The sequence below is a fragment of the Micromonospora sp. NPDC047620 genome (assembly GCF_043205005.1).
Classification (GTDB): domain Bacteria; phylum Actinomycetota; class Actinomycetes; order Mycobacteriales; family Micromonosporaceae; genus Micromonospora.
Genome location: NZ_JBIDDG010000017.1, coordinates 1 through 19,242, shown reverse-complemented (window position 1 = coordinate 19,242; position 19,242 = coordinate 1). Strand labels below are relative to the sequence as shown.

Annotated in this window: 11 protein-coding genes; 8 read left to right on the top strand and 3 right to left on the bottom strand. The window is 72.8% G+C overall.

Features of this window, described 5'->3' with window-relative positions; translation table 11 throughout:
• Nucleotide 1: 1 nt before the first annotated feature.
• Nucleotides 2-3,589 carry a DUF6603 domain-containing protein gene (locus ACGF5C_RS21485; protein ID WP_393304106.1) on the bottom strand — a complete coding sequence of 1,196 codons (3,588 nt, stop codon included), beginning with the start codon at nt 3,587-3,589 and terminating at the stop codon, nt 2-4.
• A gap of 55 nt (nt 3,590-3,644) precedes the next feature.
• Nucleotides 3,645-8,012 carry a peptidoglycan-binding protein gene (locus tag ACGF5C_RS21480; RefSeq protein ID WP_393304104.1) on the bottom strand — a complete coding sequence of 1,456 codons (4,368 nt, stop codon included), beginning with the start codon at nt 8,010-8,012 and terminating at the stop codon, nt 3,645-3,647.
• Nucleotides 8,013-8,752: 740 nt separating this feature from the next.
• Between ACGF5C_RS21480 and ACGF5C_RS21475 the strand changes: the two genes are divergently transcribed.
• The 5 genes from ACGF5C_RS21475 (at nt 8,753) to ACGF5C_RS21455 (ending at nt 14,094) form a co-directional block, all read left to right on the top strand.
• The gene (locus tag ACGF5C_RS21475) at nt 8,753-9,316 is read left to right on the top strand and encodes a hypothetical protein (protein WP_393304102.1); all 564 of its coding nucleotides are present in this window, start codon (nt 8,753-8,755) and stop codon (nt 9,314-9,316) included.
• Complete coding sequence (locus tag ACGF5C_RS21470; protein ID WP_393304100.1) at nt 9,313-10,590, top strand: sensor histidine kinase; 1,278 nt, start codon at nt 9,313-9,315, stop codon at nt 10,588-10,590. Before ACGF5C_RS21475 ends, ACGF5C_RS21470 begins: the two co-directional genes overlap by 4 nt.
• A 2-nt stretch (nt 10,591-10,592) precedes the next feature.
• Nucleotides 10,593-11,237 carry a response regulator gene (locus ACGF5C_RS21465; protein WP_393304098.1) on the top strand — a complete coding sequence of 215 codons (645 nt, stop codon included), beginning with the start codon at nt 10,593-10,595 and terminating at the stop codon, nt 11,235-11,237.
• A 147-nt stretch (nt 11,238-11,384) separates the two neighbouring features.
• The gene (locus tag ACGF5C_RS21460) at nt 11,385-12,005 is read left to right on the top strand and encodes an L-threonylcarbamoyladenylate synthase (RefSeq protein WP_393262589.1); all 621 of its coding nucleotides are present in this window, start codon (nt 11,385-11,387) and stop codon (nt 12,003-12,005) included.
• Nucleotides 12,006-12,456: 451 nt separating this feature from the next.
• Nucleotides 12,457-14,094, top strand: coding sequence for a BCCT family transporter (locus tag ACGF5C_RS21455; RefSeq protein ID WP_393304096.1), 1,638 nt, complete (start codon nt 12,457-12,459; stop codon nt 14,092-14,094).
• Nucleotides 14,095-14,184: 90 nt separating this feature from the next.
• Here ACGF5C_RS21455 and ACGF5C_RS21450 read toward each other — a convergent pair whose 3' ends face one another.
• Nucleotides 14,185-15,393 (bottom strand): MFS transporter, encoded by a 1,209-nt coding sequence (locus tag ACGF5C_RS21450; protein ID WP_393304094.1) that lies wholly within the window; start codon nt 15,391-15,393, stop codon nt 14,185-14,187.
• 587 nt (nt 15,394-15,980) lie between these two features.
• Between ACGF5C_RS21450 and ACGF5C_RS21445 the strand changes: the two genes are divergently transcribed.
• The 3 genes from ACGF5C_RS21445 (at nt 15,981) to ACGF5C_RS21435 (ending at nt 19,085) form a co-directional block, all read left to right on the top strand.
• Complete coding sequence (locus ACGF5C_RS21445; protein ID WP_393304092.1) at nt 15,981-16,745, top strand: LuxR C-terminal-related transcriptional regulator; 765 nt, start codon at nt 15,981-15,983, stop codon at nt 16,743-16,745.
• Between the two features lie 5 nt (nt 16,746-16,750).
• Nucleotides 16,751-17,590 carry an aminoglycoside phosphotransferase family protein gene (locus tag ACGF5C_RS21440; RefSeq protein ID WP_393304090.1) on the top strand — a complete coding sequence of 280 codons (840 nt, stop codon included), beginning with the start codon at nt 16,751-16,753 and terminating at the stop codon, nt 17,588-17,590.
• Nucleotides 17,591-17,930: 340 nt separating this feature from the next.
• A complete protein-coding gene (locus ACGF5C_RS21435) occupies nt 17,931-19,085 on the top strand; it encodes a S8 family peptidase (protein WP_393304088.1) in 1,155 nt (384 codons plus the stop codon).
• Nucleotides 19,086-19,242 lie beyond the last annotated feature (157 nt).

The following is a 19,242-nucleotide window of genomic DNA, read 5'->3' as shown; positions in this document are numbered from 1 at the left end:
GTCAGCAGACCTCCAGCTCGACGGGCGTGATCCTCGGGTGGGGAACCCGGACGCGAGGGCGGCGCGGCGCCGCCGGGGCGGCGGTCGCGCGCCGCTGCGCCGGCACGGTCGCGGCGGCGGCGCGCGGCGCGCTGGCGGCCGGCGTGGTGGCGGCCAGGTCCAGGGTGGGGCCGGTGAAGCGAGCGGCGCCGCCGCGGCGGCTGCCCGCGTAGGCGGCCGGCGCGGTGGCCGCGAACCGGGCCAGCAGGTCACCGCCGCGGGCGGCGAGCCGCGCCGCCGCCGGCTGGGCGGGCAGGGGCCGGCCGGCGGCGTCCGGGTCGTCGATGATGATCCGGTCGTACGCGGAGTCGTCGGCCAGCTCGGCGAACGTGGTCAGGTCGGCCGGCGGCAGGGTGGTGTCCTCCGGCAGCGCGACGGTCCGCCCGGCGGCCAGCCGCACGAACCCGGGGGTGGTGAGCTGCTCGACGGGGGACAGGTCGCGGAACTGCCCCGGCGCGAAGTCGTCCTCGACGGTGTCGCCGAGGGTGCCGGACAGGGCGTCGTCGCCGGTGCCGACACTCACCCCGGTGAGCGTGAACCGGTTCGGTCCGCTGATCCGGGACGTGCCGACGCGTTGCAGGTCGGTGTCGAGCGGCAGCACGTTCTCCCGTACCGACAGTTGCGCGCCGGGTTGCAGCAGCATCGGCCCGGTCCAGCCGGTCAGGTCGCGCAGCGTCACCGGCTCGCCGGCGCCGATGGCGGGGCGGATCTCCCACGCCTCGGGTGCGGACAGCGCGGCGCGCAGCGTCTCGGCGGCGTCGACGTGGGTGGGTTCGTCGGCCGCAGCGGTGTCGCCGTCGGTCCAGCTGAACTTCGCCGACACCTCCCAGAACAGGAACTTGATCCGGGCCTCGCCCCAGGCCTTCCACGGGCCGGGCCCGGAGACGCCGATGAGCAGGTTGATGGCGAGGAGTTCCTTGTCGCCGTACTTCAGCGACACGGTGGCGCCGATCTCGGCGGTGAACCAGAACGGCTTGAACTGGAACATCACGTCGAGCCAGGCGCGGCCGTCGACGACGAAACCGCCGCCCTCGAAGTGCAGCTTCAGCTCGGCGCCGAACTGGGCGGTGTTGCTGGTGACCGCCAGGTACGCCTCAAGGTTGATGCCCTTGCCGGACTTCTGCAGGGCGATGTTGAAGCGTTTGACCGGCGGGAAGCCGGGCGGGGGTGTGTAGCGGGGGTGGAAGCCGCCGATCGACAAGGCGAAGGTGCGCCCGGCGCCCCAGCGGGCCCGCAGCGCCATCTCCCCGGAGACCGGCCGGCCGAACAGCTTCGAGTCGATCAGCGCGGCGTCGAGGCTGATCTCGCGGCGGGCGAAGTCGACCATGCCGAAGGAGTCCAGCCGGAACTTCCCGGCGTCCTTGAAATCGATGACGAGCTTGCCGAGCAGCAGGATGCGTACCGGGTCGGGGAACTCGACGAGCACGCCCAGGTCGGCGACGACCTGCCCGCCGAGGAAGTTCAGCCGCACCATCGCCCCGAGGACGGTGCCGGTGGTGTCGACCGGGAAGAGGCGGCTGAGGGTGGCGATGACGGCGGGGGCGTTGGCGACGGGGTCCTGCGGGAACAGCAGCGCGTCGAGGGTGCCGGTGCGGGCGGCGTTGCGGAACTCCTCGGGGTTGCTGCGCCGGTTGTGCCCGACGACCAGGCCCAGGCCGGTGATGGAGATGCCCCAGAACAGCATCAGCCCGGGGAACCACTCGTACGTGCCGGCGAGGAGCAGGGAGAAGCTGTGCCCGCCGTCGGCCTCGGTCAGCCGGCTGCCGTCGGGGTTGCGGGTGTTGACGATCGCGGTGGCCTGGAGCCGGAAGCCCTTCATCGGGGCGAGCGGCGTGGTGGAGGTCATGCCGAGCTGCAGGGCGCCGGCGTACATTCCGCGGGGCTCGTCGACGAACAGGTAGCCGCCGCCGGAGACGAGGCCGTTGTCCATTCGCAGCGCCACGCCGTCGGGTGCCTTGAACCCGGGCGCCAGGTCGGCCACGCCGAGGTTGCCGCCGCGGGCGTCGTCCCCTCCGCCGGCCGGGAGCGCGGGCGGGAAGGTGAGGTCGGCGCGGACGCCGATGTTCTCCACCGTGACGTGCAGCGGCCCCAGCGTGGCCTGCACGGTGGTCGTGATCAGCAGGCTGACCGCGCGGGTCCGCGTGGAGGCCTGTAGCGCGATGCGCAGCCCCTCGATGCCGATGCCGTGCCAGGACAGGTGCACCGGGTACTCGGCGGCCAGGGCGGCGGCCCCGGCCAGGTGCAGGCCGGTGCGCATCGACCAGGCGGCGCCGAGGTCGAGGCCGAGGCGCAGCCCGTCGGCGGGCAGCAGCTTGGCGAGCAGCCCGTCGCCGTCGCCGGCGCGGATGACCAGCTCGGCGCGGCCGGCCTGCACGCCCAGCTCGACGTCGTCGCGGCCGGCGCCGAGGCTGGCCCGGCCGGTGATGACGAGCTGCCCGACGGCGAGGTGGGTGCCCTCCGGCGCGCCGATGATCCAGCCGGGCTCGCCGGCCGGCGCGATCCGGGCGATCTCGGCGGCCCACCTGACGACGGCCGCGTCGCCGCTGAACGTGACCCCGTCGCTGTTGACGGCGATCGCGGGGCCGGCGCCGCTGAGGCCGGTGGCGACGTTCCACGCGCCGATCGACCCCTCCAGGTGCGCCTCGCCGGTCGGGGCGAGGACCACGGTGAACCGGCCGTCCCAGCTCGCCAGGCCGAGGGTGACGCCGACGCCGAAGGTGGGCTGCCACGGCGCGAGCCCGGCGCCGGTGGGTGGGGGTTCCCCGCCGGGGGTGCGCAGCCCGGTGAACCGCAGCCGCAGCAGGCTGTCCGCCAGCCGTCGCCCCACCTCGCCCTGGTCGGGGCCGACGCCGGGGCGTACGCCCTGGTCGGCGTCGAGGCCGAGGGCCCGCAGCGCCCGGGCCAGCCGGGGCAGCAGCCGGGCGGACAGCTCCGCCACGCCCGCCGGGGTGTCCCAGCCGGCCGGGGCGTACAGGTCGCGGAAGTAGCCGCCGGGGTCGGCGACGAGGTCGACGACACGGTCGAGGTGCAGCTCGTCGCGGCGGCGGGGCAGCCGGATCGGGGCGTCGCCGGGCGGCATCGGCGCGCTGGGCAGGCCGTCCGTGGCGGGGGTGACCAGGCCCAGCAGGTCCAGCACGGGCACCGTCCACGGCGCCCGGCGCAGCAGATAGGTCAGGATCAGCAGGTCGAGCAGGTCGTCGGCGAGCTCCTCGGGCAGGCCGGGCACGTCGGGCAGCTTCCCCTGCAGCGTCGGCGGCAGCGCGCCGATCCTGCCGAACGCGTCGCCGGCGGCGGCACCGAGCTTCTTCACCGCCTCCAGGCTGTCCAGCTCCGCCTCGGCCGCCGCGCCGAGCGCGTCGAGGGCCGGGCCGATCGTCTTCACCCAGTCCTCGAAGCGGGCGGCGTCGAAGCCGCTGACCGCCTCCAGGTCCCAGCCCAACGCGCGCATCAGCCGGGCCCGCTGCCACGGGTCGTACGCGGCCAGCACCGGCTCGGCCAGCAGCCGGATCTCGTTCCACAGCAGTGCCAGCGCGTTCTTGGCGTCGCTCATCGTCCACCCCGTCCGTTGTGCTGCCGGCCGCTGTCCGTCGCCGGTGGTGTGCTGCTCACGCGGTCACCCGCGGCAGGTCGCCGAGGTCCAGCCGCAGCGACCCGCGGGCCGCCGACAGGCCCCGCTCGGCGGCGGGCAGCGCGTCCAGCGGCAGCGTGTAGTTCCGCCCCGTCGGCCAGGCCGGCCAGGCGGCGAGCCGGGTCAGCGCAGTGGCGACCTCGGCGTCGCCGGCGACGACCTGGCCGACGGCGGTGATCAGCGCGGTCTCGTGCGCGTCGGTCCAGCCGGTGGGCGCCCCGCTGAAGTCCGCGCCCAGCGCCCTGGCCTTCGTGAGCACCAGGTGCAGCGGGGTGGCGGCGCGCGCCCGGGTGCGGAACTCCGGCTTCTCCGTGTTCGAGGACGGCGGTCCGACCGCGACGAGCTGGTGCGCCCGGTGCTGCTGCCAGCAGGCCAGCAGCGCCACCGCCCGCTCGGAGGTGAACAGGTCGCCGACGCGGGCCCGCCGCGGGTTGCCGTCCGCCCCGGGCACGTTCGCCACCGTGGGGGAGACGTCCGGGTCGGGGGAGTCCCAGTCGGTGGCCAGCAGGTCGTGCAGCCGCTGCCGGGCGAACGTCCAGATCCCCCGGCGGACGCCGTCGTGGCCGCGCAGCGCGAGCGCGTAGCGGTGCATCCAGTGCCACGACCGCAGCCCCAGCAGCTCCGGGGTCGTGCTGATGCCCTCGCGGGCGGCGCCGGTCGCGTCGGTCCGCGCCGGGCGGGCCCGCAGCACCCGCAGGTCGGTGAAGAGCAGGCCGCCGCCGTCGCGCCCCCACCCGGGCACGGCGGTGACGCCCGCCAGCCCGCCCAGCGCGTCGTAGGCGTCCCGGTCGGTGGCGCGCAGGAACGCCAGGTACGCCCACATCTCGCCCGGCTCGGAGTTCAGGTCGAGGAAGGTCGGCACCGACGTCGGCGTGACCAGCGGGCCGTGCGCCCGCCAACCGAACGGCCCGAACCGGATCACCGCCGGGTCGTCCGCGGCGACCGCGTCGAGATAGCCGCCGGCGGCGTCCGGCACCCGGTTCTCGGCGACGGCCCGCAGCACCTTGAAGGTGGACAGCTGCCGGGCGGCCCGCGCACCCGCGTCCCCGCCGGCGCCGACCGCCGCGACCAGCGCGGCCAGCGACGGGCCGCTGCCGTGGTCCTGCGGGCGCGGCAGCACCGCCTCGGGCAGCAGTTCCGACTCGGCGTCGAGGACCGGGCCGCTCCACTCGGCCTCGGTGGGGTGCGCCCGGTACGCGCCCAGCCGGATCAGCTCCGGGTGCCCGTCCGGGGCGCGGCCCGCCCCCGCCGGCCGCCCGGTGACCACCCGCGAGTACGTCCGCCGGTCGGCGGCGGTCACCTCGTCGAAGTTCCACACGTTCGGCTGGTCCAGCCGCTGCGGGACGTCCCCCGCCACCTGCCACGCCTCGACCACGACGGGGGAGCGCCACCGCTTGTCCAGCCAGTGCTTGATCGCCACCTGGGTCGCCAGGTCGGCCATGCCGCTGACCGGCCCGAGGTACCGTTCGGCCTCCGGCACGTCCACCGGTTGCAGGCGGTCGGAGTAGCGGGGCGCGGTGGCGCCGGCGGGCTCGACCGCGGCCCGCTCCCGGCGGGCGTACGTCTGGAACTCCAGCACCGCCCAGTAGGTGAGCAGTCCGTACACCCCGTCGACCTCGGCCGGTGCCAGGAAGCCCAGCGTGGCCAGGTCCTGCTGCAGCCGGGTCACCCAGCGGTCCTTGACCAGATCCGCCGGCCGCTCCAGCCCGTCGTAGCGGGCCTTGGCCGTCGCCGTGGCGTCCCGGTCGTCGGCGCGCAGGTTCCACCCCCCGTACGGCGGGGTGACGGCCAGCGAGCAGCCGAAGGACAGGTCCACGGTGAACGTGGTCAGCGCGGCCGCCCGGTTCTCGCCGGGCAGGTGCCACCACAGCCGCTGCGTCGCCGACTTGCACTCCCCGTCCGGCCAGTCGAAGGTGACCTCGCCGAGGTTGTTGCGGCCGACGATCTCCTTGCCGTTGCCCCACGACCCCTTGTAGTGGTCCAGGTTGCGGGCCGCTGCCAGGTACTGCGCGAGCGCCTGGTCGCGCGGCAGGCCCGCCGGGTCCACCACCGACTCCGGCGTGCCGTCGCGGCGGACCTCCGGGTCGGCCTCGTCGTGGCGGACGAACTGCACGTGCACGTTCCACTCGGGATGCCGGGTCAGCACCTTCAGCGCGTCGAGGTCGCTGACCGAGGGCCGCCCGGACACCCACCAGCCGGTCACGTCGTCGGCGGCCAGCGTCACCTGCACGCCGGCCTGCATGCGCTGGCCCTCCTTGTCGGGCAGCTCGTTGGCCCAGCCGACCAGGTCGATGCGGCCGGTGCCGTCCAGCAGCGGCACGTACCCGAGCGCGTGCAGGATCCGGGTCTTGCCGTCCTCGTTGCGGAACCCGCTGGACACGAACCCGGCGAGCACCCCCTCGGTGCGGTTGACCCCCTCGAACGGCTTCGCCGGGTCGGGCCCGCACGCGTACGGCAGGGTGGCGGAGTAGCGGATCCGCTCGGCGGAGCCGAAGTGGATGTCGCCGCCGAGCATGACCAGCCGCCGCCGCCGGACCCCGTCGGCGCCGGGTGGCGCCGCCGCGAAAAGCCGGGCCAGGATCTTGTGTACGGCCGCGTCGCTGGTCACCCACGCGTCCTCCGCGTCGGCCTCGTACCGGCCGGCGAACACCCTCGCGAGGGGCTGCGCGAGCTGCTCCAGGACGGGCACGCCGAACAGGGCGACCGGCTGGGCGACGACGGTGACCGCGTCGTCGCCGAGCACCCCGCCGCCGCTGATCATCTCGTTGAGCGGCTGGTCGTCGTAGAGCAGACCGCCCGGCTTGCCCGCGCCGGCCGGGTACTGCCGCCAGGTGCGGGTGTCCAACGCGACCAACTGGTAGCGCGGCCAGGTGACGGTCCAGTGGTAGGTCAGCGCGCCCGCCGGCCGGGCCAGCCGGCCCTCGCTGGTGACCGCCGTGGGCAACCCGAGACGGGTCCGCAACGCCAGGTCGTCGCCCTCGTTGGGGGCGGCGACCCAGCCGCGCAGCGCGGCCAGCGCCGCCCGGCCCGGCTCCCCGGCGGCCCCGGCCTCGGCGTACCGCTCCGGGGTGTTCCCCCACGCCTGGAACACCGCGTACGCGGCCACCGCGTTGCGCACCACCCGCCGGCCCAGCGGGGAGTTCACCACCGCGTCGGTGACCCACGGGCTGGTCATGTTCCAGTCGTCGGTGACCTCGTGGTCGTCGGCCACCATGTACGTCGCCACGTTCGCCAGCTGCCGGCGCACGGCGCCCAGCCCCTGCCGGAACATCCGCAGCGCGAGCGCCTGCCGCTGCCACCGCTCGAACCGTTCGATGATCTCCTTCTGCTGGGCGCTGGGCGTGTACGCCCGCCCGGCCAGCATGAGGTCGTACACCGTCTCGCCGGGGCGGCGGTCCTGCGGGTCCTTCAGGATCCGGGTGTCCGCCGGCAGCACGTGCTCGAACCTCGGCCAGCTCTCCGGCCACAGCACGTCCGACCAGACCAGCAGGTACATGCACAGGTACTCGCGCAGCGACATCAGGTGGCTGTCGGCCGCGCCGGAGGTGAACTTCGCGTCCTTCGCCATCGTGTCGGCGCGTTTGCCCGGCGCGTACCGCGCGTCCGTCGGCTGCTCGGTCGTCCCGACCGGCAGCACCTCGGCGGCCAGGCCCAGCCGGGCGGCCACCCCCAGGTACGCGGGCACCGCCGGGTCGCTGCCGTTCGCCGCCAGCGCGTCGTGGCCGTGGATCAGCGCGAGCAGCGGGTCGGCCACGTCGTCGGCGTAGATCTGGTCCCCGCCGAGCACCAGCTGGTGCGGGCGCTGGGCCGGGTCGCCCGCCGAGGCCGCGATGATCGGGTCCAGGGCGGGGAACGCGTCGTAGCCCTCGCCGTGCGGCTTGCGGCACGACCCGTGGAAGATCCGCAGCCGGTTCGGGTCACCCGGCGGGGTGGCGAAGGTCGGGAACGCGGGCGCGGCGGCCGGCGCCTGCGGGTGCCCGACGTACGTCAGGGCCGCCCGCGCCGCCCCCGCGTCGGCGGCGACCACGCCGGCGTCGAACAGGCTCCCGGCGGTCGAACCGCCGGAGAACCCCAGGTCGTAGCCATAGAGGACGCCGGGTTGCAGGGTGATCCCGTTCGCGGTGACCGCGACGACGTGCAGCCGCTCCCCGAGCCGCACCGTCGTACGGCTGGCGGTGCCGACCGTGGCGCCGCGGGCGAACCCGGGAGCCGCGCCGACCGCGAACACGCTCAGCGTCACCGTGCACTCCGCGCGCAGCGCGACGAACACCGTGACGCCGGTCGGGTCGACCCGACGTACGACGGGACCACTGAGCACCAGTGGCAGATTCGACGGAGCCGTCATCGCACATCCCTTCGGCAATGGCCGAGCGACGGGACGGTGGGAGTCGCGCGGTGTCTACGACGATTGAAGTCGCCGGCATCCGCCGTGCCTACCGGGCAACGGTGCGGAAGACCAGTCCCGGCGTTCGGCAACCACCGGATCCACGACGGGCGGGGCGAGCCGTCCGGGCGGGCCGGGTGTCCACTCAGTCCGTTCCTCTGACGGAGACCCGACGCCGGCTTGCCGCCGGGCATTGCGGCGCGGTAGCACCGGCAGCGCCGGGCCAGGTGCCGACGTGGTCGCATGCCTTTCCCCTCCCCGTGCGGACGCCGCTCCGACGGCCGATGTCGGCACGGGAACGTGAGTCCGGATTTCGTGGCGACCGGCCCGTCCACCGGTGTGGTGCGAGCGGGCTGTGCCGGGCGTAGCCGTTGCCGCGCAACGGTTCCGGCGGGTCTGCCGGCCACCTCGTCCGCAAGTCTGTCGGCCCGGGGCGTACCAGCGACAGGGTCCGCTGTCCCGGGCGGCCGGGACACGGGTTCCGGATCTTTCAACCGTCCGCACGACAACCGCTGCCCGTCCATCGGGTTGTCCATCGGTCCGGGCCCTTCGAGCAGGCCGGTCAGGAAGGGCGTGGTCGAGGCGCGTCCCGGCCGGTAGGTGGTGCTACCCCCACCCCCGGCCGCGTGGTGCCACGATCGCCGCCCCGGCTCGACGCGACGAGCATCGAACTGTCACAGTCCACGACCGAGGGAGCCGAGATGACCGGGGTGAGTACGTCCGGCCTGACCACACCTACCCATGACAGGACCATCCGCGGCGGCAGTGGACCGCTGCGGCGGTGGGTCGTCGACCCGACGGTTCGTGGATTGACCGGGCTGCCGCTCGCGCTCGCCGCAGCACCGTCGGCGTTGTTCGCCGCCACCACGCTCGGGCGGCTGCAGCTGCGGCTGGCCGACCGGTACAGCGGCGGCACCGGCGTCGAACGGCAGCCGAAGCCCCAGTCGATCGGCCCGGTACGCGTACTCGCGCACAGCTTCCTGGTGCTGATACCGGCCAGCGCGGCGTTCGCCCTGGTCGTCCTCCAGATGATCCTGATCTGGTCCGGGCACCTGTACCCGCTCCGGCCGGACGCCGTCGGGGCGATCGGGCATCCGTTCACCGCCGACCCGCTTCTGAACGGCGCGTGGGGCGGGCCGACGCTGGCCGGTGCCTGGTTGGTGCACTCCGCGCTCGCACTGGCGATCCAGGTGTGCTGCGCCGGGCTGCTGCGTGGTCTGCTCGCCGCCATGAACCGGATCACTCGGCGGGTACTCGGCGGATGACCAGCCCGGCCACCACCCAGCACAATGGCGGCGTGGTGCTGCGGGTGCTCGGGGTGACCGGCAGAGCCCTGCTTTCCCGCCGGTCCTGGGCTGCCCTGGCCTACCTGCTGATCACGGCACCGCTGGACGTGGCCGGGGCGATCCTGCTGCTCGCCGGCGGGCTGGTCGGCACCGTACTGCTGGTGACCCCGCTCGGTCCGTGGCTGCTGGCGTCGGTGCTGTCGGCCGCCGCCGGACTGGGCGCGGCCCGCCGCGCCACCGCCGGGTGGCTGCTCGACGAGCACGTTCCCACCCCGCCCCGACCCGATCAGGGCCGCGGCCTGTTCGCCCGCCGGCGCGCCGTGCTCACCGACCCGGCCAACTGGCGGGCTCTGGGCTATCTGCTGATCAAACTGCCGCTCGGGCTGCTGTCCCTCGCCGTCGGCGGCGGGGCCTACGTGTACGCGGTCGTGTTCCTCACCTACCCGCTGCAACGGCACGGGTTCGCGCCGTGGCGGCTCACCGTGGCCGGCTGGGCGCTCGGCGTGGTGCTGCTGCTCGCCGCCCCGTGGCTGGTCCGGTCCGTGCTACTGGTGGATCGGGCGCTGATCCGTGGACTGCTCGGCCCGAGCCGAACCGCGCAGCGGATGCGTCATCTACGGGAGACCCGCGACCGGGCGGTCAGCGACGCCGACGCGACGCTGCGGCGCATCGAACGGGACCTGCACGACGGTACGCAGGCACGGCTGGTGGGGGTCGGCATGCAGTTGACGTTGGTCCGGGAACTGCTCGGCGTGGGCGCGTCCGTCGAGCAGATCCGTGCCGCCGTCGACACCGCGCAGGGGAACCTGACGACCGCGCTGGCCGAGCTGCGTGACCTGGTCCGGGGCATCCGTCCGCCGGTGCTCGACAACGGCCTGGCGGTGGCGCTCGCGACGGTGGCGTCCGGCAGCACCGTGTCGGTGTCGGTTGAGGTCGACCTGCCGTCGCGACCCTCTCCCGCCGTCGAGCACATCGCCTACTTCTGCGCCTGCGAGCTGCTCACCAACGTCAACCGGCACAGTGCTGCACGGCACGCGGTCGTGGAGATCACCGACAGCGGCGGGGTGCTGCGACTGCGGGTACGCGACGACGGCCGGGGCGGCGCCTACCGGCGCCCCGGCGGCGGCCTGGCGGGGCTGGCCGAACGCATCCAGGTCGTCGACGGGACACTGTCGGTGGACAGTCCACCCGGTGGCCCCACCGTGGCCACCGTCGACATACCCGTCGCCGCCTCGGAACGGAGCACCCGGTAGCCATGCGTGTCGTCATCGCCGAGGACTCCGCGATCCTGCGCGAAGGGTTGGCGCAACTGCTCACCATCCGGGGGCACGAGGTGGCCGCCACCGTCGTCGACGCGCCGGCTCTGCTCGCCGCTGTGACGACCGAACGTCCCGACGTCGCGATCGTCGACATCCGGCTGCCGCCCACCCACACCGACGAGGGGCTGCGTGCGGCGATCCGACTCCGCCGGGAGGCGCCGGGCGTCGGCGTACTGATCTTCTCGCAGTACGTCGAGACGAGCTTCGCCGCCGAGCTGCTCGCGGGCGGCTCCGACGGGGTCGGGTACCTGCTCAAGGAGCGGGTGGTGCATCTCGACGAATTCGTCGAGGCGCTGACCCGGGTGGCCGCGGGCGGCACCGCGCTCGACCCGGAGGTGGTGACGCAGCTGTTCGGGGCGAGCCGGCGCCGGGACCAGCTCGACGCGCTCACCCCGAGGGAGCGGGAGGTGCTGGGGTTGATGGCGCAGGGACGGACGAACACGGCGATCGCCGCCGCCCTCTCGGTCACCGATCGGGCGGTGGAGAAGCACGTCGCCAACATCTTCATGAAGTTCGCCCTGCCGCCGTCCGAGGCCGACCACCGTCGGGTCCTGGCGGTACTGCGCTACCTGCACGGTTGAACAGCCCTTCGGCAGCCTTCAGCCGAGCTGCTCGGCCAGGGCGACGAGGATGCCATCGGGGCCGCGGACGCAACAGAGCCGAGACCACTCGAATCCATGCGTCGATGGTCACGACGAGAGCGTCGGCTGGAGTACTAGTCTCGGCGTATGGCGAGGTACTACGACGTGCACCCGGACAATCCCCAGCCCCGGGTCCTCCGCCAGGTCGCCGACCTGATCCGGGACGGCGGGCTGGTCGCCTACCCGACGGACTCGTGCTTCGCGTTCGGCTGCCGGCTGGGCAACCGGGCCGGGCTGGATCGGATCCGGGAGGTCCGGCGGCTGGACGAACGGCACCACTTCACGCTGGTGTGCCGGGACTTCGCCCAGCTCGGCCAGTTCGTGCAGGTCAGCAACTCGGTCTTCCGACTGGTGAAGGCATGCACCCCGGGCAGCTACACGTTCATCCTGCCCGCCACCCGTGAGGTGCCGCGTCGGCTGCTACATCCCAAGAAACGCACGGTGGGCGTACGCGTCCCCCGGCACACGGTCGCCCAGGCGCTGCTGGCCGAACTCGGCGAGCCGTTGGTGTCGAGCACCCTGATCCTGCCCGACGAGGACGAGCCGATGACCCAGGGGTGGGAGATCAAGGAACGGCTGGACCACGTCCTCGACGCGGTGATCGACGCCGGCGACTGCGGAAAGGAGCCGACGACCGTGGTCGACCTGTCGCAACCCGAGCCGGAGATCCTGCGCGAGGGGGCAGGGGACCCGTCCCGCTTCGCGTGAGTTCACCGCCGCCCTGATCGGCGTCCACCTGCCCGTCGGCTTTCCCCGCGTGCACGGCCGGCACGGCAGCTTGCGCAAGGTGGAAGGCGCGTCCGGCCTGATCACGATGGCGCTGCTGCGCGTGTCACCGCGCGAGGCCGTGAGACGGCCCTCGTCCACGTTCCGTGACGTTTCGCCGGTCTTGTCACCGGACTGTCATGAGATCGCAGGGTCTCCTCCAAGATTGACACCGAGAGTGATTGCGGCCCGTCGCCGGCGTCAGTGGCGGTCGAGCTCCGGCGAACCGCGCGTGCGTTCGCCCTTCACACAAGATCGCCTATGAACCGGAGACACCATCCCGAGTTCCCAGACCGCTGATCAGGTCGGGACAAACCGGAACTGCGGGCCCCGGCGGGAAACAGCGCCGGAACTGCGGCCTGCGTTCCCGCGAGCCCACGGAGGTCCACAGACCATGGCCGTGCCCGCCACAGGTACGTCAACCGACAGCAACACCCCGTTAGGAGAAGCGCCAGCACAGCCGGGCCGCCGCCCGGGAGACGTCGACCGGACGGTGCTGGGGATCGCCGCCGCGGTGTCCGTGCTCTTCGTCGTGTGGGGCATCGTGGCCACCGACAACCTGGCGTCGGTCGCCGGCGTGGCGCTCGACTGGGTGGTCAAGGCGTTCGGCTGGGTTTTCGTGCTGGCCAGCACCGCCTTCGTCGTGCTCTCGGCCTGGCTGGCGTTCAGCCGGTACGGGCGGATCAAGCTCGGCCGGGACGACGAGAAGCCGGAGTTCTCCACCGTCTCCTGGGTGGCGATGATGTTCAGCGCCGGCATGGGCATCGGCCTGATGTTCTGGGGCGCCGCCGAGCCGCTGTCCCACCTGGGGACCCCGCCGCGCGGTCTCACCGAACCGAACTCCCAGCAGGCCGCCCGGGTGGCCATGGAGTACTCGTTCTTCCACTGGGCGCTGCACCCGTGGGCGATCTACGCGGTGGTGGGTCTGACGCTGGCCTACTTCACCTTCCGCAAGGGCCGGCGCGGCCTGATCAGCAGCGCGTTCCTCCCGCTCATCGGAGAACGGGCCAACCGGGGCCCCGGCAAGGCCATCGACATCTTCGCGATCTTCGCGACGCTGTTCGGATCGGCGGTCTCCCTCGGGCTGGGCGCCCTTCAGATCAACAGCGGCCTGACGAACCTCTGGGACGTGCCGAAGTCCACCCCGCTGGCGATCGGGATCATCGCGGTGCTCACCGTGGCGTTCGTGGTGTCCGCCGTCACCGGCGTCAAGCGCGGCATCCAGTTCCTCGCGAACACCAACATGGTGCTCGCGGTGGCGCTGATGTTCTTCCTGCTCGTGGTGGGCCCGACGGTCTTCATCCTCAACAGCCTCACCGCCTCGACCGGCGGCTACCTCTACGACCTCATCCCGATGAGCTTCCGCACCGGCGCCTTCGGGGGCGAGAAGTGGATGGCGGGCTGGACCATCTTCTACTGGGCGTGGTGGATCTCCTGGACCCCGTTCGTCGGCGCGTTCATCGCCCGCATCTCCAGGGGCCGCACCATCCGCCAGTTCGTCCTCGGTGTGGTGGCCATCCCGAGCCTCGTCAGCTTCGCCTGGTTCTCGGTGTTCGGCGGTACCGCCATCGACCTGCAACTCGGCGGCACCGACCTCTCGGCCGCCGTGGCGGAGAGCCCGGAGGCTGCGCTCTTCGCGGTCCTGCGGGAGTTCCCGCTCTTCACCGTGACCGCGATCCTGGTGATGGTGCTGGTGGCCCTCTTCTTCGTCAGCGGGGCCGACGCCGCCTCGGTGGTGATGGGCACGCTCTCCTCGCGCGGCAACCTCGAACCGAGGGCATGGCTGGTCTCCATGTGGGGCATCCTGACCGGCCTGGTGGCCGCCGTGCTGCTGCTCGCCGGTGGACTGTCCGCCCTGCAGTCGCTGACCATCCTCGCCGCGCTGCCGTTCCTGTTCGTGATGGTCGGCATGGTCGCCGGGCTGCTGCGCGAGCTGCGTCGCGAACCCCTCAGCGCGACGATGGCCCCGGAGATCCGCGCCCTGGTGACCGCCGCCGCGCAGCCGGAGTACACGGATCCCGACCCTTCCTGACCCATCCCGCTGCGCGGGCCGTCCTCACACCGGGCCGGCCCGCGCTGCCGTACGCGCCGCCGGCCCGGATGACCCGGCCGACGGCGGCGCTCACAGGCTTGTCGCGGAGGCCGTTTCCGGGACGAGGGTGGCCTGGCTGCGGTGCGCGACCGGGATGATCAGCGCCGAAGCCACCAGCGCGGCGACCGCGATGCCGAGCCAGCCCCAGAAGCCGAAGGCGATGACCAGGCCGGACAGCACGGCCGGGCCGATGATGTTCTGCGTGATCACGTGCAGGTCGAACGCGCCCAGGTACTCGCCCTGCGCGTGCTCGGGGGCGAGGCCGAACGCGAGACCCCAACCCGAGGCGGCCTGCATCACCTCGGCCACCGAGAGGATCAGCACCGCGGCGACGATCGCGACGGACACCAGCACCACGTTGTCGTCCAGCGCCGTCACCGCGATGACCGCGCAGCCGCCGGCCAGCCAGTAGCCGGAGCGCCGGGCGAGCCTGCCGGCCCCTTCCACGGTGTCCGCGCCCCGGCTGGCCCGTACCTGGAACAGGATGACGAACACCGTGTTGAAGATGAGCAGCAACGGGATCAGGAAGTGCGGCAGCGAGGTGCGGTTGAGCGCCCACAGCGGCATCGTGACCAGGATGACGGTGACGTGGGAGGCGAGTACCGTCGAGACGCCGATGACGGAGAGGAAGCGCGGGTCGCGTACGGCGGCGAAGCGCTTGAAGCCCACCGGGACAGGACGCGACGGCACGTCGGGCAGGCGGGTGACCAGCAGCGCGGCGCTGGCCATGAGCGCGGCGGTGGTGAGCGGGATCAGCACGAGCAGTCGCTTGTCGAGTGCGGCGACGGCGGCCACCCCGATGCCGATGCTGAAGCCGATGTTGAACACCGACCGCATCATCGCCTTGAGCTTGACCCGTTCCTCGGCAGGCACGAGGTTGCCGACGAGGGCCCCGTTGGTCGGGCCGGTGCCGTACTCGATGAAGCCGACGGCGACCACCAGGGCGAAGAAGTGGATCGCGTTGTCCACCAGGGCGTAGAGCCCGAAGCCCACCGTCAGCGCGGCGAACAGCATGACGAGCAGCCTGCGCGCCCCCACCCGGTCGGCGATCACGCCGAACACGACCGACGAGATGAAGGCGGAAAGCCCGGCGGCGGACAGGCCCAGGCCGACCTGCTTGGGGTCGAGGCCGACGCGGAGCGTGAAGTAGACGACGCTGCCGCTGAGGAAGACTCCCTTGCCGATCGATTCGGCCAGCCGGATCGCGATCAGTTTCCTGCGCAGCGGATCGGTCGGCACCAAACGGGATGAAAAATCAATCATTCGTGACAAGGGCATATTTGCACATCCTTGTGTGGTGGAGCGGCCGGCGTCAATCCTCGCGGCGGCGAAGCCGGGCGGGACAGGGCGTTCGGCGGACCGGGGTCGGGACGACTTCCCGGGTGGGCAGGGAACTTTCCCGGTGGACGTCCGGCGCGCGGTGCGCTAGACGCCCGGCCTGATCCGGGTGGACGGTGCGCCCCCGACGTGCGGCGCGGAGGCGGGACCTGCGGGTATATCGTCCCGGCATTCCCGGTCTGACGCGGCCTGCTCCGGCGGTCGAAAAGGGTCTCCGATGGTCGCATTTAATTGATTTCGGAAAATGCGTCAGAAGATTGACATGGCTTCCGTCCGACTGACTTCATGTGTTGTTCTGTTCGCCGTCAGTAGATGTTCACGCCGACGCGGAGGTCGGCGCTTCCGCGACGCCTCCGGAAGGGAGGCGTCGCGGGCCGGTTAGGACGGGGTGAGGTGTCGTAATGGTCAGCGTTGGCTCGACCTCGGAACTGGCTCATACGATGAGGCGGGGTCCGGGAAGTGTCGCGGACGAGGCAAAACCTCGCACCGTGACGGTGGTGCTGGCCGACGCTCAGCCGGTGGTACGCAGAGGCCTGCATGCCCTGCTGTCCTCCTCGGCTGAGGTCAGCGTGGTCGCGGAGGCGGGGAGCACGCGGGAGGCGATGACATGCGCGGCGTCGCTGCGCCCCGACGTGCTCGTGCTCGACATCGAGCTGCCGGGCTTCCAGGTGGGGGTGACGCTGCAGGAGATCGCCCGGATGTCGCCCTCGACCGCCGTGCTGGTCTTCACCGCCGTGGAGGACGAGGGGGCGGTCTTCGCGGCCATGCGTGCGGGCGCGCGGGGCTACGTGCTCAAGAGCTGCCCGGGCGACGGCATCGTGCGGACGATCCGGGGCATCGCGACGGGCGAGGTGATCCTCGGCCCCCGGGTGGCCGACCAACTCATCGGGCGGTTGGGTCGCGAGCCGCGCAACCAGCAGCTCTTCCCGGAGCTGACGACGCGTGAGCGGCAGGTGCTGGAGCTGATCGCGTCGGGCATGCGCAACGTGGCGATCGCCACGCGGCTGAACCTCTCGCCGAAGACGGTCAGCAACCACATTTCGACCATCTTCAGCAAGCTGAACGTGTCGGACCGGCACGAGGCGATCGAGGTCGCCCGCAAGGCCAGGCTGGAGCGCCCCGGGCCGTACGGGTCGAGTCTCGACACGGTGTCCGGTGGCGGCGTACCGCTGGCCCGCAGGCGTGGCGCCATGTCCCTGCCCGGGGTGGGCGGCTCGGCCGCCTGCGCCGGCGCGCGATCGATGGAGAGGTGAGCGGCATGACCCTGGATCTGGAAGCGATCGCGAACCGGCTGGAGCCGCGGTTCGGCAAGGCGGCGCACCGCTGGGTCGGCACGCTGCCCCAGCGACTGGACGAACTCGTCGCACAGTGGCAGCTCGACCTCGGCGACCAGCTCATGTCCGGCAACTCCTCGGTGGTGTTCCGGTGCCGCGGCCCGCAGGGCGACGCGGTGCTGAAACTGTCGCCCGACAGCTACGCCGTACGGGAGGAGGTCGACATGCTGCGCCAGTTCGCGCCGGGCGGGCGGGTGCCGGCGGTGCTGGCGGCCGTCAAGGGCGCCGTGCTGCTGGAGTCGATCCACCCGGGCACGCTGGTGGAGAAGATGCCGCAGCCGCCGTCGCCACGGGAGTACGCCGCGTTCCTCAACGACCTGCACGGCGCCGGGGACCCGGCCGCCGCGCCGCGCCGGCTGGAGGACTGGATCGACGTGCTGTTCAACTCGGCGGTGCGGCGGGGCGCCGACCTCGCCGGGTCGAAGCGGCTGCGCGACGACCTGTTCGCGGTGCCCACCGACACCGTGCTGCTGCACGGCGACCTGCACCTGGGCAACGTGCTCAGCGGCGGCGCGAAGGGGCTGGTCGCCATCGACCCGATGGCCTGCGCCGGCGACCCGTGCTTCGACGCGGTCGACTACGTGCTGGAGGGCCTGGACCGCGCGGAGATGCTGCGCCGGCGCGACGAGCTGGCCGCGGCGGCCGGCATCGACGTGGAACGGCTGGACATGTGGTGCCGGGTGACCGCCCCGATCGGGGCGACGTACGTCAGCAACCCGGGCCACTCGGCGGAGCTGGCCGCCTTCGGGCGCGGCGAATACTAGTCGTTGCTCCGTTCGGCTCGGTGGCGTTTGTTGCGGGGGAACGGTTTCCCGGGTTGGTGGCAGGTGGTGCAGGCTACGCCGACGCCAGGTCTGCTGAGCGTGCGGTGGCGGCGGGGCTCACCCGCCGCCACCGTGTCCACCGCCTTCCCTGGCCGGCGTCGCCGGGCTGGACGCGACAGTCGATGTCACGTTCGGTCGTCCGCCACCTTGCCCTCGGATCCGCCGGGCGCGGCAGGCATTGACGCTCGACACTGTTCCGACTAGCGTGCCTCTTCACCGCGGCGTCGTCCCGTGATGACACCGGGTCAGTCTGGGAGGCAATGTGAGATCAAGAGTCCTGATGGCTTCGCTGGTGGCGGCGGGCTGCACCCTGGTCGCCGTACCGGCTGCGGCGGCACCCGCGTCCACGTCGTCCGCACCGGTGAACGCGGCGTCCGCCGCGCCCGGCGTGCGGCCGGTGCCCGGCGAGTACATCGTCCGGCTGCGTCCGGGCGTCGAACCGCGTGGCATCGCCCGTGCCCTGTCGGTCAACCCGCGGTTCGTCTACGAACGGGCTGTCAACGGCTTCGCCGCCGAGCTGACCGCCGGGCAGGTGCAGGCGCTGCGCCGCGATCCCGCGGTGCTCGGCGTCGAGCAGGACGCCTGGCTCGACGGCGTCGCCGAGGGCACCCAGGTCAACCCGCCGTCCTGGGGGCTGGACCGGGTCGACCAGCGCACGCTGCCGCTGTCCAACAGCTACACCACGACCGCCACCGGCTCCGGTGTGCACGCCTACGTCATCGACTCGGGCATCGACGTGACCCACCCGGACTTCGAGGGCCGGGCGAGCTTCGACTACAACGCCGTCGACCGGCGCAACACCGACTGCAACGGGCACGGCACCCACGTCGCCGGCACGATCGGCTCGAAGACGTACGGGGTGGCCAAGGGCGTCCGGCTGCACGCCGTGAAGATCCTCAACTGCCAGGGGTCGGGCAAGACCTCGGCCACCATCGCCGCGATCGACTGGGTGACCGCCAACGCGGCGAAGCCGGCGGTGGCCAACACCTCGTGGAACTGGACCTACTCCGACACGATGGCCGCCGCGATCACCGGGATGATGAACTCCGGTGTCTTCCTGGCCACCTCGGCGGGCAACACCGGCGCGGACTCCTGCGATCGGCTGCCCCGGGCGGTGACCGCCGCGGTGGCCGTCGCCGCGTCGACCAGCACCGACGCCCGGGCCAGCTACTCCTCGACCGGCGCCTGCGTCGACCTCTACGCTCCCGGCTCGGCGATCCTGTCGACCCAACCGAACAACACCACCGCCGTCTTCAACGGCACCTCGATGGCCACCCCGCACGTCGCGGGCATCGCCGCGCTCTACAAGAGCGTGAACGGTGACACCTCCCAGGCCACCCTGCACAGCTGGCTGGTCGGTAACGCCACCACCGGCGTCGTCCAGGGCGACCTGGCCGGTACGCCCAACCGGCTGGTCTTCACCGGCGGCCTCTGACCGTCCAGAGACTGCCGTGGGGGGGGCGGGCCCCGCCGGCCCCCCCCCCCCCCGCCCCCGGGCGGGCGCCCCCCCCCCCGCCCCTCTCGCGGGGCGCCCGGGCCGGGCGCCGCCCCGCCCGCCCCCCCCCCCCCCGACAGGTTCGCCAGCACCACCA

Bases quoted from the DNA above. Each gene is read 5' to 3' on its own strand.
- ACGF5C_RS21485 (WP_393304106.1), bottom strand. From the start codon at position 3,589: ATGAGCGACGCCAAGAACGCGCTGGCACTGCTGTGGAACGAGATCCGG.
- ACGF5C_RS21480 (WP_393304104.1), bottom strand. From the start codon at position 8,012: ATGACGGCTCCGTCGAATCTGCCACTGGTGCTCAGTGGTCCCGTCGTA.
- ACGF5C_RS21475 (WP_393304102.1), top strand. From the start codon at position 8,753: ATGACCGGGGTGAGTACGTCCGGCCTGACCACACCTACCCATGACAGG.
- ACGF5C_RS21470 (WP_393304100.1), top strand. From the start codon at position 9,313: ATGACCAGCCCGGCCACCACCCAGCACAATGGCGGCGTGGTGCTGCGG.
- ACGF5C_RS21465 (WP_393304098.1), top strand. From the start codon at position 10,593: ATGCGTGTCGTCATCGCCGAGGACTCCGCGATCCTGCGCGAAGGGTTG.
- ACGF5C_RS21460 (WP_393262589.1), top strand. From the start codon at position 11,385: ATGGCGAGGTACTACGACGTGCACCCGGACAATCCCCAGCCCCGGGTC.
- ACGF5C_RS21455 (WP_393304096.1), top strand. From the start codon at position 12,457: ATGGCCGTGCCCGCCACAGGTACGTCAACCGACAGCAACACCCCGTTA.
- ACGF5C_RS21440 (WP_393304090.1), top strand. From the start codon at position 16,751: ATGACCCTGGATCTGGAAGCGATCGCGAACCGGCTGGAGCCGCGGTTC.
- ACGF5C_RS21435 (WP_393304088.1), top strand. From the start codon at position 17,931: ATGGCTTCGCTGGTGGCGGCGGGCTGCACCCTGGTCGCCGTACCGGCT.